This is a genomic window from Curtobacterium sp. NPDC090223, assembly GCF_044746585.1.
GTDB lineage: Bacteria > Actinomycetota > Actinomycetes > Actinomycetales > Microbacteriaceae > Curtobacterium.
Genome location: NZ_JBIVCN010000004.1, coordinates 229,264 through 248,627, shown reverse-complemented (window position 1 = coordinate 248,627; position 19,364 = coordinate 229,264). Strand labels below are relative to the sequence as shown.

Below are 19,364 nucleotides of genomic sequence, written 5' to 3'. Positions count from 1 at the left end.
GGCACCCTCCCTGACGAGCGCCGGTGAACCCATCGGGACGGCCGCTACGATCACGGGATGGCGCAGGACGGTCGCACGCGACAGCAGCGAGCAGTCCTCACCCGGACCGCGGTGCTCGAGGGCGCCGCACGGGAGTTCGACGAGCACGGGTACGTCGGTGCGTCGATGGACGGCGTCGCGGACCGTGCGGGCGTCACCAAGGGCGCGCTGTACTTCCACTTCGGGTCGAAGGCGGACCTCGCCGCGGCCGTGATCGCCGAGCAGCACGCGATCTCCCGGCGCTACGGAGCCGCGGCGCTGGCGAAGGCGAGCTCCCCGCTCGAGGCGATCATGTGGATGTCGCAGGGACTCGCCACCCAGATGGTGACCGAGGTTGCGGTGAGCGCCGGCATCCGGTTGTCGACCGAGGCGGCCACGAGCGACGTCGCACGATCGGACCCCTACACGGACTGGATGGCCGTGACGGCGGACCTGATGCGCGAGGGCGTCGCCGCCGGCCAGGTCGACGAGCACTGGGACCCGGAGCTGCTCGGACGCGTGATCATCCCCGCGTACACGGGCGTCCAGACCGTCTCGGACGTCCTCGCCGGGCGGGCAGACCTGTTCGAACGCCTCCGGGACCTGTGGACGGTGCTCCTCGCGGCCATCGTCACCGACGCCGTGCGCCCGGAGATCCCCCGGCTCGTCGCGATCATCGCGCCGACCGAGATGCCCTGACGTCCCGACCGGCCACGGGCCGGGTCACGGGTCCCCCCAGATGGCACCCATGCATCCGACCCTATGAAGATACCAAGCGGTAGGTTCGACCCGCGTACCCCCGTTCACGGGACCACGACGGCGCGCTAGCCTGACCCGATGCCCACCCCAGCAGCGGAGTTCACCGTCGACGTGCCGCTCGTGCGCGCGCTGCTCGCGGACCAGCACCCGGACCTCGCCGGGCTCCCGCTCGAGGTCGTCGCGGACGGCTGGGACAACGTCGTGGTCCGGCTCGGGGACCTGCTGGCCGTCCGACTCCCCCGCCGCGAGGCCGCAGCACGGCTCATCGAGCACGAGCAGCGGTGGCTCCCGGAGATCGCCGAACGGGTCGCCGCGATCGTCCCGGTGCCCGACCCGGTCCGGATCGGCCGCCCGGCACTCGGGTACCCGTGGTCCTGGAGCATCGTGCGCTGGCTCCCCGGCACCGCCGCCGGCGTGCGACCCGGCGGCACCGCCGTCGCGGAGGCGCTCGCCGCGTTCGTCGGACTGCTGCACGTGCCCGCCCCGGCGGACGCGCCGGTGAACCCGGTGCGGGCCGTCCCGCTCGCGACGCGGTCGGACGCCGTCCTGGAACGGCTGCGGACCGCGGACGTGCCCCGCGCCGGTGCGCTGGCCGCGCTCTGGCGGACCGCAGCCGCCCTGCCCGCGTACGCCGGGCCTCCCGTCTGGGTGCACGGCGACCTGCACCCGTTCAACCTGCTCGTCGAGCCCGGGCCGCACGGCGACCGCCTGTCGGCGGTCGTCGACTTCGGCGACGTCACCGCAGGGGACCCGGCGGTCGACCTCGCGACCGCCTGGCTGACGCTCGACCGGGAGGCCCGGCGCACCTTCCGCGCGCTCGTCGCGGCCGACGACGACACCTGGACCAGGGCGCGCGGCTGGGCCGTGTCCATCGCCTCGGCCCTCGCGACGAGCGACGACAGCGCGTTCCGGACGGTCGCACGACGCGGGATCGACGCCACCCTCGACGGCTGAGCGGAACGGGGTTATCGTCACTGCACACCATCCGTGCACGTGAAGATCGGAGGGGCCTGATGACCCTCGAGTTCCGCGTCCAGCACGACGTCGACACCGACGCCGCACCCTCTTCCTCCCCGTCCACCCGATCCGGTCTCCGAGGGCTCCTCGACCGGCTCGCCGAGCGCCGGGCCGCTGCCAGGGTCCGTCGGGCCGACGCGCAGCTGCACGAGCTGGCGGACCTCGAACGGTTGCTCTCCGGAGCCCGCGGCGTCATCGAGCAGGGCTGGATCCAGCACGCCTGGTTCGCCTACGTCGACGACCGGGGCCGGATGCGCAAGGCGTCGAGCGCGGCCGCGATGGACGTCGCCGGCCGTCCGCTCGTCGGCGCCTGCCTGGTCGGCGCCGTCGTCTACGCGGCCGGTGGCCCGCACGCCGTCCACTCGCAGCCGGTGCAGCGCGCACTCGACGTCGTCTGGCACGCACTCGCCGTCGAAGAGGGCGCACCCGTCCTCTGGTGCCCGGCACCCGACGTCCGGATGGGCCGCGTGCGCGACCTGACGAGCTGGAACGACGCACCGTCGCGGACGTCCGCCGACGTCGCGTCGCTGCTGCTGACGGCCGAGCGCGTGGCGGTGTCCGAGTCGGAGCGCATCCGAGCACGCGTGGTGGCACGATCGGACGCATGAGCGACGTGCCGGCGGGCCCCGATGTCGACGATGTGCCGGTGGTCCGGGCGGCGTCGCCCACCGGGACCCTCGCCGCGGTCGGGAACTCCCGGCTGACCGACGAGGGCACGTCCCCCGTGACGGACCAGGCGGCCGTCAAGCAGACGCTGCAGCGCTACCTGCAGAAGCACCGGGCGGCGCTGCTCGCGAAGCTCGACGGCCTGGCGGAACGGCAGGCCCGGTGGCCGGTCACGCCGACGGGCACGAACGTGCTCGGGCTCGTGAAGCACGTCGCCGCGGTGCAGTCGGAGTACTTCGGGCGGGTGTTCGACCGCCCGCTCCCCGATCCCCCGGCCTGGCTCGACTCCGACGACGACCGTGACATGTACGCCACGCTCGACGAGACGATGGACGACGTCATCGCGTTCCACCACGCCAGCGCCGCGCACGCCGACGCCACGATCGCGGCCCTGGACCTCGACGCGCGCGGGGTCGTGCCGTGGTGGCCGGAGGAGGTCCGCCAGGTCACGCTGCACCGGATCCTGGTCCACATGGCGTACGAGACCGCGCGGCACGCCGGGCACGCCGACATCGTCCGCGAGATGCTCGACGGCCTCGCCGGTGACGGCGACGGCAACCTCGCCGAGAAGACCCCGGACGAATGGGTCGAGTGGCGGGAGCACCTGGTGTCGATCGCCGAGCAGGCCGGCCTGCGGAGCGCAGGCCCGTAGCCCGTCCGGGCGCAGCATCGTTACCGTTCTCCCAGGTACACCGCGGCAGTACCGCTCTGATCAGGGCTTTCCGTCTGATCGTCCGTGCAGGCGGACGTTCTGCGAGCCGTTCTCGGTTGTACGAACGGTGTGGGCCCTGCGTACGTTTGGCGGCGATCGTGCCCCGGACCGTGGGCAGAAATGCCGACCGGAGGGGAACCAGCGACGGTGTTCTTCAACTACGTCACGGAGCGATGGGGCCAGATCTGGTTCGCGTCGTGGCAGCACTTCTCACTGGTGGTCCAGTGCACCGTGCTCGCCACCGTCATCGCCGTGGTGCTCGCGGCGCTCGTGTACCGCAGCCCACGCTTCCGATCGCTCGCGAACGAGGTGTCGACCATCGGTCTGACGCTGCCGTCGTTCGCCGTGATCGGTCTGCTGCTCGTCCCGCTCGGGTTCGGCGTCGTGCCGTCCGTCGTGACGATCACGTTCTTCGCCGCCCTGCCGATCCTCCGCAACGCGGTCGTCGGGCTGTCCGAGATCCCGCCGGCCGTCGTCGAGTCCGCCAGGGGCATCGGGATGAGCCGGTTCCGGACCCTCTGGCAGGTCGAGCTGCCGATGGCCTGGCCGATCATCCTCACCGGCGTGCGGGTGTCCGCGCAGATGGTGATGGGCGTCGCCGCCGTGGCCGCGTACGCACTCGGCCCCGGGCTCGGCGGCTTCATCTTCTCCGGGCTCTCGCGGCTCGGCGGCGCGAACTCGCTCAACTCCGTCGTGGTGGGCGTGGTCGGTGTCGTCCTGCTCGCCCTCGTCCTCGACCTGCTCCTCCTCGGCCTCGGCCGCCTGACCACCTCGCGAGGTATCCGTGTCCAGCACTGACGCAACCCTGTCCCCCGACGCCCCCGGCGACGTCACCGGCCGCAGCATCCTGCTCGACACCGTCACGAAGCGGTACGCCGGGCAGTCGAAGCCCGCCGTCGACGGCATCACGCTCGAGATCCCGGCGGGCAAGATCGTCATGCTCGTCGGCCCGTCCGGTTGCGGCAAGACCACGACGCTGAAGATGATCAACCGACTGATCGAGCCCACCGAGGGCCGCATCGTCGTGGGCGACGACGACGTCACCGCGATCGACGGCGACGAACTGCGCCGCCGGATGGGCTACGTGATCCAGGCCGGCGGCCTCTTCCCGCACATGACGGTCGCCGCGAACATCGCGATCGTGCCGAAGATGCTCGGCTGGTCCAAGGACCGGATCGCCGCACGCGTGGACGAACTGCTCGACCTGGTCTCGCTCGACCCGGACACCTACCGCGACCGCTTCCCCCGGGAGCTCTCCGGCGGGCAGCAGCAGCGCGTGGGCGTCGCCCGGGCGCTCGCCGCCGACCCGCCCGTCCTGCTCATGGACGAGCCGTTCGGTGCCGTGGACCCGATCACCCGGCAGCGCCTGCAGGACGAGCTGCTCCGCATCCAGGAGGAGCTGCACAAGACGATCGTCATCGTCACCCACGACTTCGACGAGGCCGTGAAGCTCGGCGACTGGATCGTGATCTTCTCCGAGGGTGCGCACATCGTGCAGTACGACACCCCGGAACGGATCCTCGCCGAGCCCGCCAACGAGTTCGTGGAGAACTTCATCGGGTCCGGCGCCGGGCTCAAGCAGCTGACGCTGAACCGGGTCCGCGACGTCGAGGTCGTCGACGCGGTCACCTGCTCGCCGGGCGAAGAGGCGGCGGCCGTGCTCCAGCGGATGCGCGAGGCCGGCGGCCACGGGCACGCCGTCGTCGTGGACCGTCGGCAGCGACCGATCGGGTGGCCGTCACGCCGGCAGCTCGAGCGCCTCGACCGGATCCCGGAGGGCATCGAGCCGAACCTGCCCGTCGTCGGCGAGGGCGCGACCCTGAACGACGCGCTCGACACCATGCTCGTCTCGAGCGCCGGGGCCGCGCTGGTCACCGGGCGCCGCGACGCGTTCCGCGGGGTCATCACCGTCGAGACGGTGATGGACGCGATCACCCGGTCGCGCGCCGCCGCGGCCGAGGAGCAGGCGTACACGCCGGTCGGGACGAACACGAACCCGATCGAGACCATGCCGTCGACCCGCGCGGCATCGGTCGCCGACTCGGAGGTCGTCGATGACTGACGTCGTGACCGAACCGAGCGTGCGCCCCGGTCGCAGCACGTCGTGGACACCCCTGGTCATCCAGCCGATCGCGATCCTGGTGGTCCTCGGTGCGTTCGCGGTCTGGCTCGCCACCGCCGACCTCACCGCGACCGAGCGCTCCACGCTGAACCCGGCGGACCTGCTCGCGCTCACGTGGCAGCACGTGCTGCTCACCATCGTCTCGACGGTCATCGTGCTCGTGATCGGCATCCCGCTCGGCGTGGTGCTCACCCGCGGGCCGCTCCGCCGGGCGAGCGGGGTGATCCTGGCGGTCGCCAACTTCGGCCAGGCAGCGCCCGCCGTCGGCCTCGTGGTGCTCCTGGCGTTCTGGCTGGGCTTCTCGTTCTGGGCCGCCGTCATCGCGCTCGTGCTCTACGCGATCCTGCCGGTGCTCCGGAACACGATCATCGGCATCGAGAGCGTGGACGCCCGGCTCGTCGAAGCCGGCCGGGGCATGGGCATGAGCGCCTTCTCCGTCCTGCTCAAGGTGGAGCTGCCGCTCGCCGTCCCGGTGATGCTCTCCGGCATCCGCACGGCGCTGGTGCTCCTGGTCGGTTCGGCTGCCCTCGCGACGTTCATCGGCGCCGGTGGCCTCGGACTCCTGATCACCACCGGTGTGAACCTGTTCCTGCCGAAGGTGCTGGTGTCCGGCGCCCTGCTCATCGCGCTCCTGGCGCTGTCCATCGACTGGATCGGCCGCATCGTCGAGACCGTCGCACGACCGAAGGGACTCCGATGACCCCCCGAGCCCGCACACGCCGTCGTGTCCTCGTCGGCCTGGTGGCCGGTGCCGCGGCCCTCGCCCTCACCGGCTGCGGTCTGCAGCCCGCGACCTCGTTCGTCCCCGCGGCCGGACCCGGCACGATCGAGCGCATCGACGACCTGCCCGACGGCGCGCACATCACCGTCACGTCGAAGAACTTCACCGAGCAGCTCGTGCTCGGCAAGATCGCGGTGCTCGCCGCGAAGGCCGCCGGCTTCGAGGTGACCGACGAGACGAACGTCCCCGGCAGCGTCGCGGTCCGCCAGCTCATGACGAGCCACGACGCCGACATGACGTACGAGTACACCGGCACCGCGTGGCTGACCTACATGGGCCACAAGGAGGGCATCCCGGACAAGACCGAGCAGTGGCAGGCGGTCAAGGACGAGGACGCCGGCAACGGGCTGACCTGGCTCGACCCGGCGCCGATGAACAACACCTACGCGTTCGCGGTGCGGAAGGAGGCGGTCGCGGAGCTCGGCGGCATCACCAAGCTCTCCCAGATCGCGGACCTGCCGGCCGACCAGCGCACGTTCTGCGTCGAGTCGGAGTTCAACTCGCGGGCCGACGGCTTCAAGCCGATGCTCGCGAAGTACGGGCTCCAGCTCGGCGGCTCCGGCGCCACGTCGATCCCGAAGGGCAACGTCGACATCCTGGACACCGGCACCGTGTACACGGCGACCGACCGCGGCACGTGCAACTTCGGTGAGGTCTTCACCACCGACGGTCGCATCAAGTCGCTCGGCCTGCAGGTGCTCGAGGACGACGAGGGCTTCTTCCCGGCGTACAACGTCGCACCGGTGCTCTCGTCGTCGGTCCTGCAGGAGTACCCGCAGCTCGCGGACGTCTACGACCAGATCTCGCCGAAGCTCACCGACGCGGTGCTGCAGGAGCTGAACCGGCAGGTGGACGTCGAGGGGCGCGAGCCGGCCGACGTCGCGTTCGACTGGATGGTCAAGGAGGGCTTCATCAGCCGGCGGTGATCCGGGCCGCGGTGTCGCGCATCAGTGCGACCACCTGGACGCGCACCTGTTCCGGGTCCGTGCCCTCGTGCCGGGCGGAACTCCGGAGGGCAGTCATCACCATGCCGAGCAGCATCTCCGCCGCCTGCGGGGTCGCGGCCTCCGGGCCCCAGGCCGGGTCGCGCTCCAGGACGGTGCGCACCGCGCCCGTCATCGCCTCGGCGACCGTGGTCATCCGGGTCACCTGACGGCGCATCAGCTGCGGGAAGCGCACGATGAGCTCCTTGCGCTCGTGCCGGTGCCGTTCGTCGCCGAAGGTCGGGCCGAACACCAGGAACGCCAGGTCCACGACGGCCTGTGCCGCGGGTTCGCCGGCGACCGCGCGGACGTGCGCCTCGAGGGTCTCGGAGGACAGGTCGAGCTCGGTGTGCCCGAGGACCGCGTCCTCCTTGCTCTCGAAGTAGTTGAAGAACGTCCGTGGCGAGATCTCCGCCCGCGCCGCGACCTGCTCGATCGTGGTGTGGTCGATGCCCTGCTCGAGTGCCAGGGACCGGGCCGACTCGGCGATGCGGGAGCGGGTCTCGATGCGTTTGCGGTCGCGGAGACCCATCTCGCCGGAGGGCACACTGTCGGGCATGGCACGACTGTAACCGGAACGTCACATCGTTTGCAGCAAACGCAAACTTTCAGTCGTGCAACGGACAGTACGCTCGGGCGCATGACCACTCCCGTGCTCGAGGCCAGAGACCTCACGAGGACCTACGGCCGCGGCTCCACGCGGTTCGACGCGCTGAAGGGAGTGTCCCTCGCCGTGCACCGGGGCGAGAGCCTGGCGATCGTGGGCAAGTCCGGTTCCGGCAAGTCGACGCTCATGCACCTGCTCGCGTTGCTCGACAAGCCGTCGTCGGGGGAGATCCGGCTCGACGGCACCGACGCGGCGACGCTGAGCGCCCGGCAGGTGAACCGCACCAGGAACAGCACCTTCGGGTTCGTCTTCCAGCAGTTCTTCCTGACGCCGAAGACCTCGGTGCTCGACAACGTCGTGCTGCCGCTGAAGATCGCGGGCGTCTCCGGGGCGGAGCGGAAGCGCCGGGGGATGGCGGCCCTCGACGCCCTGGGCCTGGCGGACAAGGCGAAGAACGACGCGAACGACCTCTCCGGCGGGCAGAAGCAGCGCGTGGTCATCGCGCGGGCGCTCGTGGGGGAGCCCAGCGTGATCTTCGCCGACGAACCGACCGGCAACCTCGACACGAACACGGGTGAGGTGGTCGAGGACATGCTGTTCGGCCTGCAGCGGGAGCGTGGCATCACGCTCGTTGTCGTCACGCACGACGAAGAGCTCGCGGCGCACTGCGACCGGAGCGTCAACGTGCGGGACGGGCTGATCGTCGGCGGTTCCGCCGGCACCGGAGTCGATGCGCCCGCGCCGGGTGCCCACGAGCACGGAAGGCACTCCGCATGAACTTCCTCGACCTCCTGAGGACCGCGGTCGGCAACACCTTCCGCTCCAAGCTGCGCACCACGCTGACGGTCATCGCGATCTTCATCGGTGCCTTCACGATCACGCTGACCTCGGCGATCGGCACCGGCGTCGGCAACTACATCGACACCCAGGTCGCGTCGATCGGCGACACCGGGGCCCTGACGATCACGAAGACCGTCGACAGCTCGTCCACCGACAGCGGCCCCGCGAAGTACGACCCGGACGCGTCCACGCAGAGCGTCGACCGCGGCCCGGCGTCGTTCGGGTACCTGTCCCAGTCCGATGTCGACGAGATCAAGGACGTCGACGGCATCGACACCGTCCGCCCGGCCGTCGCGCTGAGCCCGAAGTACGCCGAGTACGGCGACCAGGGCAAGTACGTCGTCACGCTGTCCGCCAACGCCGGGGAGCTCAAGGCCGACCTGGCGTCGGGGAAGCAGCTCGACGACGACACGGACGCGAACCAGGTCATCCTGCCGACCAACTACCTCAAGAACCTCGGGCTCGGGAGCGAGAAGGCCGCCGTCGGCAAGGAGCTCACCTTCGCCGTCGACGACTACCAGGGCAAGGAGCACACCCTGACGGCGACGGTCGTCGGCGTGCAGAACGAGTCCCTCTTCGGCGGCGGCGCCGGAGCGAACGCCGAGTTGACCGACGCGATGCAGTCCGCACAGGAGACCGGCAAGCCGGCGTCGATCGCGACGTCCTACGCCAGCGCCTCGGCGACGCTCGAGCGCGGCGCCACCGCCGCCGACGTGAAGAGCGCGCTGTCGAAGGACGGCTACACGGGCCAGACCATCCAGGACCAGCTCGGCCAGTTCCAGACGGTCATCAACGGCATCGTCGGCGTGCTCAACGCCTTCGCGGTGATCGCCCTGATCGCCGCCGGGTTCGGCATCATCAACACGCTGCTGATGAGCGTGCAGGAGCGCACCCGCGAGATCGGCCTGATGAAGGCGATGGGCATGGGCGGCGGCAAGGTCTACACGCTGTTCTCGCTCGAGGCCGTGTTCATCGGCTTCCTCGGCAGCGCGATCGGCGCCGGTGTGGCGATCGCGCTCGGGACGGGGATCTCGAACGTCCTCGCCGGGACCGTGCTGAAGGACCTGCCCGGCCTGCAGATCATGCAGTTCGCGCCGTCCTCGGTGATCACGATCATCGTCGTCGTGATGTTCATCGCCTTCCTCGCCGGCACGCTGCCCGCACGCCGCGCCGCCCGGCAGAACCCGATCGAGGCGCTCCGGTACGAGTAGCGGGCCAGGTGCATAGTGTCGGAGCCGTGACGGCATTCGGGCGGGACCTCGGCGACGGCTGCACGCTGACGCTGCGCGACCTGTCGACCGTCACGGCCGTGCACGACCTGGTGCTCGCGAACCTCGACCGGTTGCGCGCGGCCGAGCCGTGGGCGTGGGGGCCGCAGACGCTCGAGGCCACGTCGCTCCACACCGAGCGGATGCTCGCCCAGTACGCGATGGACCGCTCGCTGCCGTGCGTGATCCGGGTGGACGACCGGATCGTCGGCGCCGCGTCCCTGGCCTTCGACACCTACCTCGGGCAGGCATCGCTCGGCTACTGGATCGACGCCGGCACGGAGGGCCGGGGCGTCGTCCGGCGTGCGGCGTCCGTCCTGGTGTCGGTCGCCCGGGCACGGGGTGCCGAGCGGGTCGAGATCCGCACGGCCGCGGGCAACGAGCGCAGTCGCGGGCTGGCCGAGCGCCTCGGCTTCACGCACGAGGGGACGCTGCGGAGCGCGCTGCCGCTCGGGCCGACGCGGGTCGACGTCGCGCTGTACGGCCTGGTCCTCTGACCCGAGCGTCGGTCGGCCGTCAGGAGCCCTGCGTGGCGTGCTGCCACGCCGCGATCGTGCCGAGCCCGACGAACAGGGCGACGAGCACGATCCAGACGGCGAGGGCGATGACGTTGAGCAGGATGCCCCACCCGGCGCGCCCGCGGGCGAGGGGTTCGCGGCTGCGGGACGCGATACCGAGACAGAGCCCGACGATCGGGGCGAAGAACGTCCACCCCGCGAGCAGCGAGCAGACGCCGAGCACGAGACTCGCGGTGCCGAGGCCGGTCCTGGGGGATTCGGAGTACGTGACCATGCCTGCGACGCTACGGACCCGCTCGGGGTGAGTCGTCCCTCCCGGTGGGGATCCGGGTCCACCTGCGGACTGATGGTCACCCGCCGCCGGTATCGTCGTCGTCATGGCTCTGTTCGGACGAAGTGGCAAGGACTCCACCGAGCGACCCATCAGCCAGGTCGAGCTCAAGCGTGCGGTGGACGAGGGCTTCCTCATCGCGAAGGCCGCCGTCGTGATCGCCGTGGCGAACCGGATCATCACGAACTCCCTTCGTGACCAGGGGTTCTTCGACCACGCGGTCGCGGCCGAGGTGACCCGCGAAGAACTCCACCGGATGGCCGAGGAGCAACGGGGCGACGCCGCACGGATGCGCGAGATCCGGTCGAAGGCGATCAAGCAGAAGGGCCGCTCGAAGCACCAGCACGACTACCGCCGCGGCGACGACGTCAAGCTCCGCACGCGTGAGGCGCAGTACGAGCAGCTCGCGACGATGCTCGACCGCCGCCGGGACGACCAGGGCTTCGTCGACGGCATCGTCCTCGCCGCGCGGGCCCGGGCGTGGGACGACATCGGCGCGACCGTCGTCGGCCGCCTGGGGTGGGCGCAGCGCCCGACCGAGGGCTACGAGATCGGCCGTGACGACCGGGTGCAGCAGATGCTCGACGAGGACTTCGCGGCGCTGCTCGCCGAACACCCGGTCGGCTCCGGCCCGAGCTCGGTCGAGGACACCGACGACCCCTCGGACGCGGACGCCGACGACGACGGCACGGACGCCGCCGACGCGGACACCACCCGCAGCTGACCGACGGCACCGCGGCGCCTGGGACGAGTGACGACCGCACCTCGTAGGCTCGGGGCATGGTCGATGCGGTGGTGGTCGGGGCGGGACCGAACGGGCTCGCCGCCGCGGTGACCCTGGCGCGCGCCGGGCTGTCGGTCGAGGTGGTCGAGCGCAACGACACCATCGGTGGAGGAGCGCGGACCGCCGAGCTCACGCTGCCGGGGTTCCTCCACGACGTCTGCTCCGCCGTGCACCCGATGGCGCTGCAGTCCGAGTTCTTCCGACGTTTCCGGATGGAGGACCGCATCGAACTGCGGCTCCCCGAGGTGCAGTACGGCCACCCGCTCGACGGCGGCCGTGCCGGCATCGCCTACCGGGACCTCGAGCGCACGGCGGCCGAGCTGGGCGTCGACGGCCCGGCGTTCCGGAACCTGATGGGGCCGCTCGCCAGCAGGGCCGACCAGGTGGCCGACTTCGCCACCGACGCGCTCCTCAACGTCCCACGCCACCCGCTGACCGTGCTCGCGTTCGGCCTACGCGCGCTCGAGCAGGGCAGCAGCGCATGGAACGCCCGGTTCCGGCAGGAAGTCGCCCCGGCGATGATCACCGGGGTCGCGGCCCACTCGATCCAGCAGATGCCCTCGCTCGCGACCGCCGCGGCAGCCCTGTCGCTCGGGGTCTACGCGCACGCCAGGGGCTGGCCGGTGCCGATCGGCGGCAGCCAGGCGATCGTCGACGCGCTCGCCGCGGACCTGCTCGCCCACGGGGGCACGATCGAGACCGGCCACGAGGTGCGCTCCCTGGCGGACCTCACCCCCGCCAAGGCGGTGCTCTTCGACACGAGCGTCCCCGGGATGCTGCGGATCGCCGGGACGCAGATCCCGACGCCGAGACGCGGTGCACTGCGCCGGTTCCGGTTCGGGAACGCCGCCGCCAAGGTCGACTTCGCGCTGTCCGACCCCGTGCCGTGGGCCAACGCCGAGCTGCGGAAGGCCGGGACGGTGCACATCGGCGGGACGCGTGCGGAGATCGCCGCTGCCGAGGGCGCCGTCGCCCGCGGACGCCACGCCGACCGGCCCTACGTCCTCGGCGCCGAGCCCACCGTGGTCGACCCGAGCCGGGCACCGCAGGGCAAGCACGTCTTCTGGGCGTACGCGCACGTCCCGGCCGGATCGGACGTCGACCACACCGAGATCGTCACGCGGCAGATCGAGCGCTTCGCGCCGGGGTTCCGGGACACGGTCCTCGCCACCAGCTCCCGGACCGCCGTGGAGATGGCGGCGTACAACCCGAACTACGTCGGCGGGGACATCGCCGCCGGGGCCGCCAGCTTCTGGCAGCTCGTCAAGCGCCCGCTGCTCTCCGGCGACCCGTGGCGGATGGGCGGCGGCATGTACCTGTGCTCCGAGGCGTCGTCCCCGGGCCCTGGCGTGCACGGCATGGCCGGCTGGCACGCGGCACGGAGCGCACTCCGACACACCTTCGGGCTCCCCGAGGACGTCGATCTCACACCGGAGGACTGACCACGATGGCGAAGAACGTGCGGATCCTGCACTGCACCCCCGAGGACGTCTTCGACGTGTTCGCCGACGGGTGGCTGTACACGACGTGGGTGGTCGGGGCGTCCCGGCTGCGCGCCGAGGAGCCGGGGTGGCCGGCGGTCGGCACGCGCCTGCACCACTCCTTCGGCGTCTGGCCGGTGGTCATCGACGACGTGACCACGTCGCTCGAGTGGGACTCGCCGCACCGCATGGTGATCCAGCCGAAGGGGTGGCCGATCGGGGAGGCCCGGGTGGAACTCACGGTCGAGCCGCACGCCAAGGGGTGCAAGGTCACGATCGTCGAGAACGCGGTCGCGGGCCCGGGGTCCTGGGTGCCGGGCTTCGTCATCCAGCCGCTCATCTGGGTGCGGAACCGCGAGACACTGCGCCGGCTCGGCTGGGTCGCGACGGGTCGCGCCCGGAACGCGTGACGAGCCGGACAGGAGGCCCGTGGCGGCGCCGCCACGGGCCTCCTGTCCGTCGGTCCGTCGCTAGACGGCGCGGCTGAACGCGCTCGCGCGCGTCACCTGGTCCTCGGTGAGGGCGACGCCCGTGTACCGCTCGAACTGGCGCGCTGCCTGCAGCGCGATCACCTCGGCGCCGGTGATGACGTGCTTGTCCGCGGCCCGACCCGCGCGCACCAGCGGGGTCTCGGAGGGGAACGCGACCACGTCGAACACCGTGTGGGCGGCGTCGACACGGTCCGGCTCGAACGCGAGCGTCTCCGCCTGGTCGCCGTCCATGCCGAGCGGTGTGACGTTGACGAGCAGGTCGGCGTCGCCGGCGTCGCGCTCGGACCCCGCCCAGGCGTAGCCGTACTGGTCGGCGAGGGCCGGGCCGGTGTCCTCGTTGCGGGCGAGTACCGTGAGGTGGTCGAAGCCGGCACCGCGGAACGCCGCCGTGACCGCCTTCGCCATGCCGCCGGAGCCGCGGAGCAGCACGCGGGAGGCCGGGTCGACGTCGTGCGAGGCGAGGAGCGCGGCGACGGCCTCGTAGTCGGTGTTCGACGCGGTGAGGACGCCGTCGTCGTTCACCACGGTGTTCACGGACTGGATCGCGGCGGCGGAGTCCTCGATGGTGTCGACGAGGGGGATGACCGCCTCCTTGAAGGGCATCGACACCGAGCACCCGCGGATGCCGAGGGCGCGGATGCCGGCGACGGCGCCGGGGAGGTCGGTCGTCGTGAACGCCTTGTAGAGGAAGTTCAGCCCGAGCTCGTCGTAGAGGAAGTTGTGGAACCGGGTCCCGATGTTGCTCGGCCGTGCGGCGAGCGACATGCACACCTGCATGTCCTTGTTGAGGATGGGCATGTCGTCAGTCTCGCACGGGAACCGGCATGGTTGGAGCGGTCCACAGTGGACGGTCGTGCGCGCAGGGGTAGCGTCGGGGACGATGACTGACCTTCCTGAGACCATGCGAGCCGTCCGCTTCGACGAGTGGGGGGACCGCGGCGTCCTGCACGTCGCCGACGTCCCCGTCCCCGCGGTCGAGCCGGGCCGGGTGCTCGTCCGTGTCCGTGCCGCCGGGGTCAACCCGGGGGAGTCCGCGATCCGCCAGGGCGTGTTCGGCGGCGACCTGCCGTCCGGTCAGGGCACCGACTTCGCCGGCATCGTCGTCGCCGTGGGCGAGGGCGTGGACGGCGTCGACGAGCGCGAAGAGGTCATCGGCTGGTCGTGGGAGCGCTCGAGCCAGGCGGAGTACGTCTCCGTCCCCGCCGAGCAGGTCGTCCAGAAGCCACGCCTGCTGGACTGGAACGTCGCGGGCGGACTCGACATCGTCGCGACCACCGCAGCCGCCGCCGTGCGCGCGGTGGACCCGAGGCCGGGGGAGACCGTCGTCGTCTCCGGAGCAGCCGGCGGCGTCGGCGGCTTCGTGACGCAGCTGCTCACGAACGAGGGCGTCGACGTGATCGCCGTCGCGTCCGAGGACAACCACCAATGGCTCGCATCGAAGCGCGCACGTCCGGTCGCGTACGGTGACGGACTCCAGCAGCGCATCGAGGAACTCGCGACGAACGGCATCGACGCGCTCATCGACACGCACGGTGCCGAGTACGTGCACCTCGGGATCGCACTCGGGATCCCGGCGGACCGCATCGAGACGATCATCGCGTTCGAGGCCGCCGCGGAGGTCGGGGCGAAGGCCTCCGGCAGCGCCGACACCGCCGACCCGGAGATCCTCGGGGCGCTCGCCGCGATGGTCGCCGAGGGCGCGATCGAGGTCCCCGTCGCGAACACCTACCCGCTCGAGCGCGTCCAGGACGCGTACGAGGAACTGGAGCGGGGCCACACCCGCGGGAAGATCGTGCTGGTGCCCTGATGCGTTCACTCATCCGCCCTCGCAACGGGCGCGTCCTGGCCGGCGTGTGCGCCGGCATCGCCGACCGCTTCGGCTGGTCCCGCACGGTCGTCCGGGTCGCCTGGGTCGTGCTGAGCTTCTTCCCCGGGCCGCTCTGGATCGCGTACGTCGTGCTCTGGTTCCTGATGCCCGCCGAGGGCAACCGCCGCTGACGCGCCGTCCGTCCGGACGGGTTAGGGTGGCGGCGTGCCGGTCTCCGTCTTCGATCTCTTCAGCATCGGCGTCGGCCCGTCGAGCTCCCACACGGTGGGCCCGATGCGTGCCGCCGCGGAGTTCGCCGACCGCGTCGCCGGTCTTCCGGTGACCACGATCCGCGTCGACCTGTACGGCTCCCTGGCGTCCACCGGGCAGGGCCACGGCACGCTCGGCGCCGTCGCGGTCGGACTGACGGGTGCGCAGCCGGAGACGGTCGACCCGGACGCGATGACCGCTGCGCTGGACGGACTCGAGGCCACCGGCACGCTCCGGCTCTCCGGCGGGCAGACCGTCCCGTTCCGGCTCCGGGACATCGTCCAGCACCCGCTCACGATGCTGCCACGCCACCCGAACGCCATGCGCCTCCGCGCCTTCGACGACGGCGGCAGCGAGATCGCCGTCGAGACCTACTACTCCATCGGTGGGGGCTTCATCGCCCGCGACGGCGACGACACCGCGGACGGAGCCGGTGCCGGTGTGGCGGGCGCGGCGATCCCGGTCGGCGACGCCGTGCCGTACCCGTTCTCGAGCGGCGCCGAGCTGCTCGCCGCGTGCGCACGCTCCGGGCTGCCGGTGAGCGGCATCGCCCTGGCCAACGAGACCGCGACCCGCCCCGAGGACCAGGTCCGCTCGGGCCTCCTCGGCATCCACGCCGTCATGGAGTCCTCGGTCGAGCGGAGCATCCGCCGCACCGGGACCCTGCCCGGCGGCCTCGACGTCCGCCGTCGCGCGGCGAACTGGTACGAGCAGCTCGTGCGGGACGACCCCGACCACGACCCCCTGTTCGCCATGGAGTGGGTGAACCTCACCGCGATGGCCGTGAACGAGGAGAACGCCTCCGGCGGCCGGGTCGTGACGGCACCGACGAACTGTGCCGCCGGGATCATCCCCGCGGTGCTGGCGTACGCGCTGACGTACGTCCCCGCGATCACGCCGGAGCTCCGGGACGACGCCGTCGTCCGCTTCCTGCTCACCGCCGGTGCGATCGGCTCGATCTACAAGGAGCGCGCGTCCATCTCCGGCGCCGAGGTCGGCTGCCAGGGCGAGGTCGGTTCCGCGGCGTCGATGGCGGCCGCCGGGCTCGCCGAGGTGCTCGGCGGGACCCCTGAGCAGGTCGAGAACGCCGCCGAGATCGCGATGGAGCACAACCTCGGGCTCACGTGCGACCCGATCGGCGGGCTCGTGCAGATCCCGTGCATCGAGCGGAACGCGATCGCGGCGAACAAGGCCGTGAACGCCGCACGGATGGCGCTCCGTGGGGACGGGGTGCACCACGTGTCGCTCGACCAGGTCGTCGAGACCATGCGCCAGACCGGGGCCGACATGTCCACGAAGTACAAGGAGACCGCCATGGGCGGGCTCGCGGTGAACGTCCCGCTCTGCTGACGGGACCTCCGTGGCGGAGGTGGGCCCGGCCTCCCGTCCGGGTGTCCGTGTGGCGTGACCACCCGATCGCCCCCTCGAGGGGGACCGAGCGGGGTACATCGCCTCCCAACTGGGGGAGCGGCGAGGTGCCCCGGCGGGTTAGCGTGCTGGCGTCCACTCCGACCAGGGTGGACCGGTACCCACGGACCGGGTGCCGCACCAGTCATGGAGTGACGCCGATGCTGCACCGACCCCTCGCCCTCGTGACGGCGACCGCGCTCGCCGCGACGCTCGCCGTCGGCCTCGCCGCCCCGGCGTCCGCGACGCTCGCCGTCGGCCTCGCCGCCCCGGCGTCCGCGACGCCTGCCGCTGCCGCTCTGACGCCGTCCGCTGCTCCGGCCGCGGTCCCGGTGCCGTCCGACCCGACCGTGGGACGGACGCCGGCGGACGCCCCCGTCGACCTGACGGTCGTGCTCCGGCCGAGCGACGAGGCGACGCTCCGGACCCTGCCGACCGCGACCGTCGGTGACAGCGCCGCCGACCGTGCCGACGCGGTCGCGGCGGTCGCGCCGGAGCCGCCGCACGGTGCGGCCGTCCGAGCAGCGCTCGTCGCCGCCGGCTTCACCGTGACGGACCGCGACACGTGGGAGCTCGAGGCGACCGGCACCGCCGCCCGGGCCGAGGCGCTCTTCGGCGTCCAGCTGCTCGGCAGCGGCGACGGGATGCACCCGGCCGCCGAACCGGTCCTGCCCGCGTCCTTCGGGGGAGCGGTCACGACCGTGCTCGGACTCGACGCCCGACCGGCCGCCGCGCACGCCGCGCTGCCCGGCGGCTACGCGCCCGCCGACCTGGCTCGTGCGTACGCGTCGTCGAGCGCCACGACCGCCGGCGCGGGGACGACCGTCGCCACCGTGCAGCTGTCCGGGTGGGACCGCAACGACCTCGTCGCGTACGCGAAGGCCGTCGGACGCGACGTCCCCGCGCTGGACCAGGTCGCCGTCGACGGTGCCGACGTGCACCGCCCGGACGGCAGCGGCGGCGAGTCCGAGGTCGCGCTCGACCAGGAGGCGATCCTGGCGACCGCCCCGGCAGCGCGGCAGCGCGTGTACGTCGCGCCGAACTCGTTCCAGGGGCTCTACGACGCGTACAGCCGCATCGCGGACGACGTCCGCGCTGCCGGCATCGTGGCGGTGAGCGTCTCGTGGGGGTCCTGCGAGTCGACGACGTCGGCGGGCGCCCGTGGCGCGCTGGACAACGCGCTCAACCGCGTCGTGGCGGCGGGCGCGACGGTGTTCGCGGCCTCCGGTGACGACGGCGCGGCGTGCCCGACCGGGCCGAAGACCGCGGTGACCTCGGTCACGTACCCGGCGTCGTCGCCGGCCGTCGTCGCCGTCGGCGGGACCTCGCTCCGGACCACGGCCTCGGCGACGCGCGAGTCGGCCTGGGGGAACTCGTACGGCGCCAGCGGCGGTGGCGTCTCCGCCGCGTACGCACGCCCGGCGTGGCAGACCGGCACCGGTGTCTCCGGGACGCAGCGCCTGGTCCCCGACATCGCGTCCGTGGCGGACCCGGCGACCGGGCCCGGGGTCTACCTCGGCGCCGCGCACGGGTTCGCGCTCGGCGGTGGGACGAGTCTCGCGTCCCCGGTCGTCGCCGGCCAGCTCGCTGCGGCGCTCAGCGCGCGCGGCTGCGCATCCGGCGTCGGCGACCTGCACCAGACCCTCTACGCGAACCCCGGCGCGTTCCGGGACGTGACCAGCGGGACGAACGGCACGTACGCGGCGGCGAAGGGACACGACCTGGCGACCGGGCTCGGGTCGCCGAACTGGTCCGTCCTGGGCGCACTGCTGCCGGCCGCGGAGTGCACCGTCGGACCGGTCGCCGGGTCCACGGCGGACGCGGGTGCCACCGCGACGGGGATCACCGGGTCCGCGGTGCCGGTGCCGTCCGGGACGTCGATCCGCTCGCCGCACGGGCTCTGGTGGCTCGACCTGCAGGCGGACGGGAAGCTCGTCGAGTGGGGTGGCGGCCGGGCGGTCTGGTCGTCGAACGTCGCGTCGAAGGGTGCGTCGCTCGTCGTCGGGACGGACGGCACGCTCGCCGTCCGGTCGACCTCGGGCGCCACGGTGTGGAGTGCCGGCAAGGTCTCCGCCGGCAGCGCGCCGCGACTGCAGGTGACGGACCTCGGGGCGGTGCAGCTCGTCCGCGGCACGACCGTCCTCTGGCAGCAGGTGCCGGCGACCCGCGACCGGCTCCTGCCCGGAGCGAGCCTGGTCCCCGGGCAGGAGATCCGCGACACGACGGGGCACCGCCGGTTCCTCGTCCGTGACGACGGGCAGCTCCGGATCATCCTCGGGACGAAGACCGTCCTCGCGGTGTCCGGCGGCCGGGAGAGCGCGCTCCGGGTGCACGCGGACGGCAACGTCGTCCTCTACGACGCGCTGGGCCGGGCGAAGTGGTCGACGAGGACGTCGCGGTTCGGCGGCAAGGGGATGGTGCTGCGGATGCAGACGAACGGCGACGTCACGCTGTACCAGGGCACGACGATGCGGTGGCACTCCAAGACGAAGGGCTGATCGC

General features: G+C 72.2%; 21 protein-coding genes. 18 read left to right on the top strand and 3 right to left on the bottom strand.

Features of this window, described 5'->3' with window-relative positions:
• Positions 1-57: 57 nt before the first annotated feature.
• The 8 genes from ACIPJY_RS11215 to ACIPJY_RS11180 all read left to right on the top strand — a co-directional run bounded on the left by ACIPJY_RS11215 (position 58) and on the right by ACIPJY_RS11180 (position 7,001).
• The gene (locus tag ACIPJY_RS11215; protein WP_400464581.1) at positions 58-717 is read left to right on the top strand and encodes a ScbR family autoregulator-binding transcription factor; all 660 of its coding nucleotides are present in this window, start codon (positions 58-60) and stop codon (positions 715-717) included.
• Between the two features lie 138 nt (positions 718-855).
• Positions 856-1,731, top strand: coding sequence for an aminoglycoside phosphotransferase family protein (locus ACIPJY_RS11210; protein ID WP_400464584.1), 876 nt, complete (start codon positions 856-858; stop codon positions 1,729-1,731).
• 59 nt (positions 1,732-1,790) lie between these two features.
• Positions 1,791-2,402, top strand: coding sequence for a hypothetical protein (locus ACIPJY_RS11205; RefSeq protein ID WP_400464587.1), 612 nt, complete (start codon positions 1,791-1,793; stop codon positions 2,400-2,402).
• Complete coding sequence (locus tag ACIPJY_RS11200; RefSeq protein ID WP_400464590.1) at positions 2,399-3,112, top strand: DinB family protein; 714 nt, start codon at positions 2,399-2,401, stop codon at positions 3,110-3,112. The genes ACIPJY_RS11205 and ACIPJY_RS11200 overlap by 4 nt, the downstream gene beginning before the upstream one ends.
• A 180-nt stretch (positions 3,113-3,292) precedes the next feature.
• Complete coding sequence (locus tag ACIPJY_RS11195) at positions 3,293-3,970, top strand: ABC transporter permease (protein WP_400464592.1); 678 nt, start codon at positions 3,293-3,295, stop codon at positions 3,968-3,970.
• The gene (locus ACIPJY_RS11190; RefSeq protein WP_400464595.1) at positions 3,957-5,234 is read left to right on the top strand and encodes an ABC transporter ATP-binding protein; all 1,278 of its coding nucleotides are present in this window, start codon (positions 3,957-3,959) and stop codon (positions 5,232-5,234) included. Before ACIPJY_RS11195 ends, ACIPJY_RS11190 begins: the two co-directional genes overlap by 14 nt.
• The gene (locus ACIPJY_RS11185; protein ID WP_400464598.1) at positions 5,227-5,994 is read left to right on the top strand and encodes an ABC transporter permease; all 768 of its coding nucleotides are present in this window, start codon (positions 5,227-5,229) and stop codon (positions 5,992-5,994) included. The genes ACIPJY_RS11190 and ACIPJY_RS11185 overlap by 8 nt, the downstream gene beginning before the upstream one ends.
• Complete coding sequence (locus ACIPJY_RS11180) at positions 5,991-7,001, top strand: glycine betaine ABC transporter substrate-binding protein (protein WP_400464601.1); 1,011 nt, start codon at positions 5,991-5,993, stop codon at positions 6,999-7,001. Before ACIPJY_RS11185 ends, ACIPJY_RS11180 begins: the two co-directional genes overlap by 4 nt.
• On the opposite strand, the gene ACIPJY_RS11175 is transcribed toward ACIPJY_RS11180, so the two are convergent.
• The gene (locus tag ACIPJY_RS11175; protein ID WP_400464604.1) at positions 6,988-7,617 is read right to left on the bottom strand and encodes a TetR/AcrR family transcriptional regulator; all 630 of its coding nucleotides are present in this window, start codon (positions 7,615-7,617) and stop codon (positions 6,988-6,990) included. The two genes, ACIPJY_RS11180 and ACIPJY_RS11175, sit on opposite strands and share 14 nt — an antisense overlap.
• Positions 7,618-7,698: 81 nt before the next feature.
• Here ACIPJY_RS11175 and ACIPJY_RS11170 point away from each other — a divergent pair, with 81 nt between their 5' ends.
• The 3 genes from ACIPJY_RS11170 to ACIPJY_RS11160 are packed head-to-tail and all read left to right on the top strand — an operon-like array spanning position 7,699 to position 10,270.
• The gene (locus ACIPJY_RS11170) at positions 7,699-8,442 is read left to right on the top strand and encodes an ABC transporter ATP-binding protein (RefSeq protein WP_400464607.1); all 744 of its coding nucleotides are present in this window, start codon (positions 7,699-7,701) and stop codon (positions 8,440-8,442) included.
• Positions 8,439-9,716 (top strand): ABC transporter permease, encoded by a 1,278-nt coding sequence (locus ACIPJY_RS11165; RefSeq protein ID WP_400464610.1) that lies wholly within the window; start codon positions 8,439-8,441, stop codon positions 9,714-9,716. Before ACIPJY_RS11170 ends, ACIPJY_RS11165 begins: the two co-directional genes overlap by 4 nt.
• 26 nt (positions 9,717-9,742) lie before the next feature.
• Positions 9,743-10,270, top strand: a complete 528-nt coding sequence (locus tag ACIPJY_RS11160; protein WP_400464612.1) for a GNAT family N-acetyltransferase — start codon at positions 9,743-9,745, stop codon at positions 10,268-10,270.
• A 19-nt stretch (positions 10,271-10,289) separates the two neighbouring features.
• Here the strand turns inward: ACIPJY_RS11160 and ACIPJY_RS11155 are convergent, their stop codons facing one another.
• Positions 10,290-10,565 (bottom strand): hypothetical protein, encoded by a 276-nt coding sequence (locus ACIPJY_RS11155; protein ID WP_400464615.1) that lies wholly within the window; start codon positions 10,563-10,565, stop codon positions 10,290-10,292.
• Between the two features lie 103 nt (positions 10,566-10,668).
• On the opposite strand from ACIPJY_RS11155, the gene ACIPJY_RS11150 reads away from it, so the two are divergent.
• The 3 genes from ACIPJY_RS11150 to ACIPJY_RS11140 are packed head-to-tail and all read left to right on the top strand — an operon-like array spanning position 10,669 to position 13,297.
• Positions 10,669-11,346 (top strand): hypothetical protein, encoded by a 678-nt coding sequence (locus tag ACIPJY_RS11150; RefSeq protein ID WP_400464617.1) that lies wholly within the window; start codon positions 10,669-10,671, stop codon positions 11,344-11,346.
• Positions 11,347-11,402: 56 nt separating this feature from the next.
• On the top strand, positions 11,403-12,848 hold the full coding sequence (locus tag ACIPJY_RS11145; RefSeq protein WP_400464620.1) for a phytoene desaturase family protein: 1,446 nt from the start codon (positions 11,403-11,405) through the stop codon (positions 12,846-12,848).
• A gap of 5 nt (positions 12,849-12,853) precedes the next feature.
• Positions 12,854-13,297, top strand: coding sequence for an SRPBCC family protein (locus ACIPJY_RS11140; protein ID WP_400464623.1), 444 nt, complete (start codon positions 12,854-12,856; stop codon positions 13,295-13,297).
• A 60-nt stretch (positions 13,298-13,357) separates the two neighbouring features.
• On the opposite strand, the gene ACIPJY_RS11135 is transcribed toward ACIPJY_RS11140, so the two are convergent.
• Positions 13,358-14,176: a shikimate 5-dehydrogenase gene (locus tag ACIPJY_RS11135; RefSeq protein WP_400464626.1), complete on the bottom strand. Its 819-nt coding sequence runs from the start codon at positions 14,174-14,176 to the stop codon at positions 13,358-13,360.
• 82 nt (positions 14,177-14,258) lie between these two features.
• On the opposite strand from ACIPJY_RS11135, the gene ACIPJY_RS11130 reads away from it, so the two are divergent.
• The 4 genes from ACIPJY_RS11130 to ACIPJY_RS11115 all read left to right on the top strand — a co-directional run bounded on the left by ACIPJY_RS11130 (position 14,259) and on the right by ACIPJY_RS11115 (position 19,360).
• Positions 14,259-15,185, top strand: coding sequence for an NADP-dependent oxidoreductase (locus ACIPJY_RS11130; RefSeq protein ID WP_400464629.1), 927 nt, complete (start codon positions 14,259-14,261; stop codon positions 15,183-15,185).
• A complete protein-coding gene (locus ACIPJY_RS11125; RefSeq protein ID WP_400464632.1) occupies positions 15,185-15,376 on the top strand; it encodes a PspC domain-containing protein in 192 nt (63 codons plus the stop codon). The genes ACIPJY_RS11130 and ACIPJY_RS11125 overlap by 1 nt, the downstream gene beginning before the upstream one ends.
• A 34-nt stretch (positions 15,377-15,410) precedes the next feature.
• Complete coding sequence (locus ACIPJY_RS11120; protein WP_400464634.1) at positions 15,411-16,805, top strand: L-serine ammonia-lyase; 1,395 nt, start codon at positions 15,411-15,413, stop codon at positions 16,803-16,805.
• Between the two features lie 218 nt (positions 16,806-17,023).
• On the top strand, positions 17,024-19,360 hold the full coding sequence (locus tag ACIPJY_RS11115; protein ID WP_400464637.1) for a hypothetical protein: 2,337 nt from the start codon (positions 17,024-17,026) through the stop codon (positions 19,358-19,360).
• The last annotated feature ends 4 nt before the right edge of the window (positions 19,361-19,364 follow it).